The organism is Bathymodiolus thermophilus thioautotrophic gill symbiont, from assembly GCF_003711265.1.
GTDB lineage: Bacteria > Pseudomonadota > Gammaproteobacteria > PS1 > Pseudothioglobaceae > Thiodubiliella.
In genome coordinates this window covers 1464603-1470869 of the sequence record NZ_CP024634.1, presented here as the reverse complement: position 1 = coordinate 1470869, position 6267 = coordinate 1464603, and the positions used below count along the sequence as shown (strand labels likewise).

Here is a 6267-nt window from a genome sequence, read left to right as displayed (position 1 = left end):
ACTGTAGCAGAAAGTTATTAAAGGTGGTCTCTGGATACCCATCAGTTTTAAAACAAGATTGCTTTGCTTATCACTTTACTCACTTGGAAATTTTTTAAATCTAATCTTTAATACCCTAAAATATAAGAACTTTACTTAACCAGCCAGCCATCCTTGGTATAAACACAAGAAATCTCTTGTCCACGCAGGACTGTACGGGTTTTTCTAACATTGTTAATGGTGAATATGACCTTGACTGGCCAATCAGAATCAACGGTAAGTGTCACTTTTTTGCTTTCGTTAACGCCTTGTGGCAATACAATGTTTTCAGTCCATGCGCCATTACGAGTCTTGAGCCAAACTTTGTTGTTTGAATCAATGTATTCTTTAAGTTTGGGTGCGTTATTTTTTAGCGATCTTAGGGTGCTATTGTCTTCAATAATAAAGGTTTTGTAACTGCTTAAATTAAGACTAAAGTTACCATGATCATCATGTTTGTTCCCACTAACAACAATATAGACTTCTTTAGCAGAGCCAAAGTTTTGATTGTCTATCCTACTCCGTAAGAAGGCGTTATCATCACTAGGTAGCAGAAAACACCGCCACCCGCATTGAATTAAGAAGTGGTTGCTGTCGTTATTTTTATCAAGCTGCCTTCCATTCTTATCGTAAACATATAGGTAAGTGTCAAAATTTGCATCTGTTATGGCGATAGTGTAGGTCGTGTTTTTTTCAACCAATAGTTTATAAATGATTGCCTTATTGCCCTTATCGCTACTCAATCCTTTATATTCTTTTGCATTGGTGGTGCTACCATCAAAGTGCGAGTATCTGGTGCTAATTGATTTATCATACAAAAAGCGTTTTAACTCTTCAAGGGTTTTTTTAACTATGTTTTTGTTGGCACTGCTCCAGAATTTATTCTGTCTGCCATAAAGCCAAATTGAGCTTGAATACATAATTGATGCTGAAAACCAATTTGTATCCTGGTTGTGTACAGCGCCCAACATATGACCCATTTCATGAGCAGCGGTATAATCCATATCATCAGATACTACAGCAAAACGAGACACTAACTCCAGTGCCTCCCCTAAGCTGTCACCCCATTCACCCTCTGCCATTAATATATGATAATTATTGACTCTATCAGTATAGTTGCTACGGATATAAGAAGCAAATTCATCCACTTGATTTCGACTGTTGCTAACTTTATGAATGACATTTTTAAAATCTTGGTAATTTTCATAATCAGAACCTAGCCAATGTGCATGAACATGAACATCAGTACCTACACTGGATATTGTTTTCAACACATTGTTTTCAATGTCATCCTGATCATCTATGGATGAATCTAATTTCCAAAACCACAGATCAAGAGATCGCTCGCCAATAACATGTGTATTTTTTGGTAATTCCAAAGCATTAACAGATGATAAGCAAAAAAAGCTTACACAAAAAAGTAAAATTTTTTTATCCATTGCTTCTCCTTTAATTTGAATATCAAGGGCGCATACAAACGAAGCACCAAACATACGAACCTGTTTTAGTAATCATACCTTTTTTTTGCAGGTTGTGGGTAAATAAACCAAATAAGGTTTCACTTGGATTGTATTCTTTGAGTCTTTTTAAATATCCAAATAGTATTTTTCATTGGGTACTTTATTGTTTAATTTAATGTCTAAAAAGTCCATAAAAGAGAAGCAGACTTTGATTTGAAACTCGCATTGTTCGTCTGATAGGTTGTAATAGCGTTGCAAGATGATTATTTTACCCACTTAGCAAAAATTGAATTTTGCTCATCATTCATAATTTATATAAAGACCCCTAGACCAAACTCTTCATAACTTCAGGCATATTATAGCCAACCTTCGCACCAGACCACAATTGATTAACCTCTCTTTTATAGTTAGCCACACCTTCGGTATCAGCAAAGGAATCAAAGGATGACATGTATTCAACTAACTTACTGATTTGTGCCTTGTCTAAATAGTGATAGCGGTCGTTGTTGGTGTCAATGCTGATGCAGATTTTTGCACTTTCATTGCTGTTGCTATTGGCAAAATAGTCTTCAATTAACACGCTGCCTTCTTGGTTGCGGTATTGTTTGGCGATGTCAACGCCGGTGTTGTCGCTTTGGTAATCGCTGTCGGCTTTGTTGGGTTTTATTAACGATCGGTGTTTAATCAAAAGGTTGTTGTTGCTTTTGTAATACATGGTGTCTTGATAACTGTCTAAATCAAAAGCAATGTAATCGTCTTTATCGGTGATGATTGTGCTAAAGATGTTGTCGTTGCCAACGATGAATATATCGGCGCCTGTGCCACCAGTAACTTTGTTTTCTGTGCCGCCTAAATACAATAAGTCATCACCTGATCCTGCGTCAATCTTGTTGTCGCTTGAGTTTTTGTGCATATATAAAGAATCATCGCCGGCGTTTGCCATAATAGAAGACTGATGGCTGGCGACTTCTAGTTCGTCGTTGCCATCGCGTAGATAAACGATGTTTTTGTTGCCAAATACTTTGCCGTGGTCATTACCTTTGCCTAAGTCCATGACATTGTGAGCACCGATTAAAATGCCGATGTCATCGCCAGTGTGACCGTGAATTTTGCCATAATTGCCAGTGGACACTAGATAGTCATCGCCTTCGTTGCCGGTGATATAGGCGCCCTCTCCAAATGCCCAAAGTTGGTCTCTGCCGGTACCGCCAAACAAAGTGTTGTAGCGACCTGAGGCAACGCCAATGTCATCGCCTTCACCACCAATAAACATGTGGTTTTGTCCGACATACACGGCGCTGTCATCGCCTTGGTTGCCGCTGATGGTGTTGCCTTCGCCAATGACATAGGCGACATCATCGCCTTTGCCACCCCAGACATTGTTGTTGGTACCCATGAGTGCAAATAGGTCTTTGCCATCGCCACCCCATGCGAAGTTTTGGGCACCTATGTTGAAGAACAAATCGCCGTCATTGGACATAAAGCCAATGTCGGAGAAAAGTTCAAGTGCTTTGTCTTTTATGTTGGCAGAGTCTGTGGAGATGCTGCTGGATAGGGTTTCTGCCAGTTCTGGCAAACTGCTTAGGGTTTTGATTAGATTGGGTGTGAACATATTAAACAATGAGGGGAGTTTGAGGCCGCTGAAGCCGAAGGCTTTGTTGCTTTTGTTCTTTTTGGATTCGCTGTCGTTGTCTCCTGTGTTTGTGTTGTTGTTTTCATCTTTGTTGTTTTCATCGTTATCATTGTTATTATCGTCGTCGTTATTGTCATCATTGTCATCGTCGTCCTTATCTTTGTCTTTAATGCCTAATGCATCTAAAGTGTTTTCACCCATGTCTTTGAACGATTCTCCTCCAGCGACTAATGCCTTAACAATGCGTTCTGGTTCAGATAAGGCGGTAATGGAGTTGCTAAAGGTGTCGGATACGGTGCCCAGGAGTTCTTTTAATAAATTTGATAGGGATAAATCGGGGGTGTTGGCTACGGCTTTGTAGATGTGACCGAAGTTGGTGTATTTGTAACCCAGTATGTCGCCGAAGGTGATGTCTTTTGCTTGGGATGCCATTCCGTTGAGAATGCCGTTAATCAGTTTGGTTTTGACATTGCTGGGGGTGTAAGTAAAGGTGGTTTTGGGTTGGCCGTCTAAGGTGTAGCCTTGTTGCATAATGCCGAATAAGGAGGCGACGGTGGTGTCTAAAACAGAGGAGAAGGTATCGCCGAACATAAAACTAAAATTGCCGTTGCCGATGAGGATGTCGGAGCCTTGTCCGCCGATTGTGAGGTTTAAACTAAAGTTGCTGATGTGTTCTTTGAAGTTTTGCTTTGCTTGTTGGCGTTTGCTTTCACGCTGCATAAAGTTATTGGCTTGTTTGTTGAGTGCCATTTCTATGTCGTATTTTAACCCTCGGTCAGAGACTGCGTTTTGACCGCCACTGATTAAGATTTTCTCATAGTTGGTGTCGCTGGTTCTGTCTAAGGAACTCATGCTGGTGGCAAACTTCTTGGTTTTCTTCCAACTCCATAAGGCGTTTTGTCCAGAGTTGCTTATGTCTGCCATACCTTGTAAAGAGCCTAAGATATTGGCAGAGCCGTCAAAAGGATTGACAAATGGAATCATGGGGAAAGAAGGGTCGGTGGCAATGATTAGGTCGTTTCTAACGCCGTGGTTAACCACGACATTTTTAGTGCCTATTAAGATTTGCACACCTTCTAATGCACGATAGCCCCCTATTTCAACAAAACGACTGCTGTCGCCTATATCGCCGATGCTGACTAAAACATTGTTGCTGCCGTACATCAGTGTGTGGTGTGCGCCGTTGCCGACTTTGACATCTACATTGGTAGAGCCACCGAAGAGAGAGGCGTGGTCGCCACCGCCGATATCGATTTGCACATTGAGAGCGGGGGCGGACATACCGCCTGTTTTGGTGTTTTCATTGTCGTTATTGGCAGGGGCGTTGCCATTGGGTAATCTTCTGAGTTTGTTTTGGTTAACGGAATTGGCAAAATCAGTTTGGCGTTTGTCGATATCGTCTAGTTTTTGTTTGGTTGTTTCTGTTTCCGATTCTGATTGCCCTTGCCCTTGCCCTTGTCCTTGAGCGTGCTTGTCGCTTGTTTCTTGATTTTCTGCACCTTGTGTGTTTTTGTCATTATCCAAGTCTTCGTTTAAGCGTCTGCCATTGTATTTAATCAAAGTGCCTTCGTCGTTATACACTCTGCTAACCACAGCGCCAGTTGCGCCAAGACTGTAAACGGTTTTGGCAGCACTGTCTTTGTGCATCCAATTGCCTGCACCTGTGTTTGAAGTTAGTTTTCTGCCGTTTTCATCAACAGCAACATAACTGCTTCTAACAGCAACAGGGGCTTTGATGTTTGATTGACTGAGTTTTTCGACCATTCTTCTGCCGTATTGACTGTCGTTATTGTCAGTAGGATTGTCTGATTCCATATTACAACCAACGATGCTAATGCGTTGTATGTCTGCATTGCCTGCCAAGGCTCGATTGAGTTCGGTAATATTTGCACTTAATTCATCGGCAGTTCTGCCACCCATGGTTTGTGCGCCGTCCTTCTCTCTGCCATAACCCACAGCCACCATTTTGACTTTGCCGGTAATATCCTCAAGATCAAGGCCGTAAACCACTTGATGAGTGCCGTCTTTTTGCATTTGCACAATGGTGGTTTGTGCGGGGTGTTTAGAGGCAAGTCTAAAGGTACTGTCTCTAACATTGCCATCGGCTTCGGTTTGAATGAGGACTTGGTGGTCGTGGTTGGCTAGGCTGGGTTGGGGTTTTTGGGCTTCTGTGGTTAGTTTGTTGATTTGCTCTTGGCTTAAGTCAGCCCAGTTGTGGAGGGGGGTGTCTTGGTGAGGAGTGGTTTCGGCTAGGTGGTCATGTACCTTTATTTCGGGGTCTCCGGGGTTTTTTGATAATAATAACTTGAATTTAGAGCCACTGGCGGCCATGTGAGCTCTTTCAATTCTAACGCCAAGTTCTTGAGAAAGGTAGTTCATCAGATCTTTGCTCTCTTGCTCAGGCATTAGATATTGTAGTCCTGTTGAGACTCTAATTTTAAGAACAGAGGAATCGCCAATCTCTTTTTTTGCTTTTTGTAGCTGCGACAACACCATTTCTTTTGCGAAGCCTTCAGCAGAAATAATAACATTTAGTGTAATATCGGGATTACATTTTGTTGGTACAGCAAAAAAAGGGATGTTGTCTCTATCACAGTCAAAAGAAATGAGTTTGCTACTCCATGCATCTGAATAACTAACGAGATATTCTGGGCTATTTACCACTATTTCTCGACCAGGTGCATTTTTGTAACTAAAAACAGTTGTGCCGTCATAAGGTCCAGAGCCAATATGTAATGTAATATTTGACTCAATGAACTCACCCATTGACCTTGTCTGCCTCCCATAGGAGCGCAGTGTATTGTTCGGCCGCCCTTTAAGCCAATCCTGCTCTCCCGTCTCTATATCAATTTGACTCATTTTGGCACCCTGAGTTTTCAGCTGAGCCTGGAAATCTATTAGCGCATTCAATGTATTGGAGCGTTCTCCAGCTACAACCTTCACCCTTAACTCACCTTTAAATTTTCTCCAATCTTTATTGTCGTGTGTTTTAATTACTTTTGGATTACCCCCTTCATCAACAGAAATAACTATATGGTGCTTTTCATCTGAATAAGGTACGGCGACTATTTTATCGTTTTCATCGTATTTCCAGGCAGCCCTCTTATCCTCAGAGTGATAACCTCTAGAAGTAAATGCTCTACCAACATATACTTC

Annotated in this window: 3 protein-coding genes (1 of these 3 cut by a window edge); all 3 read right to left on the bottom strand. The window is 41.6% G+C overall.

Translation table 11 applies throughout. From position 1 onward, the window contains the following. Positions 1-131: 131 nt before the first annotated feature. Positions 132-1457: a zinc metalloprotease gene (locus MS2017_RS05350; protein WP_143108687.1), complete on the bottom strand. Its 1326-nt coding sequence runs from the start codon at positions 1455-1457 to the stop codon at positions 132-134. Positions 1458-1604: 147 nt separating this feature from the next. After that, the gene (locus MS2017_RS11895; RefSeq protein WP_084032318.1) at positions 1605-1754 is read right to left on the bottom strand and encodes a transposase; all 150 of its coding nucleotides are present in this window, start codon (positions 1752-1754) and stop codon (positions 1605-1607) included. A gap of 49 nt (positions 1755-1803) precedes the next feature. Further along, a protein-coding gene (locus MS2017_RS05340; RefSeq protein ID WP_122951510.1) for a C80 family cysteine peptidase crosses the window boundary here: on the bottom strand, positions 1804-6267 show its 3' portion. It continues 23166 nt past the right edge of the window; only the last 4464 of its 27630 coding nucleotides appear in the window; the start codon falls outside the window, past its right edge — the gene reads right to left on this strand; it ends in the stop codon at positions 1804-1806.

Excerpts from the sequence above, each read along its gene's own strand:
- MS2017_RS05350 (WP_143108687.1), bottom strand. The coding sequence starts at position 1,457 with ATGGATAAAAAAATTTTACTTTTTTGTGTAAGCTTTTTTTGCTTATCA.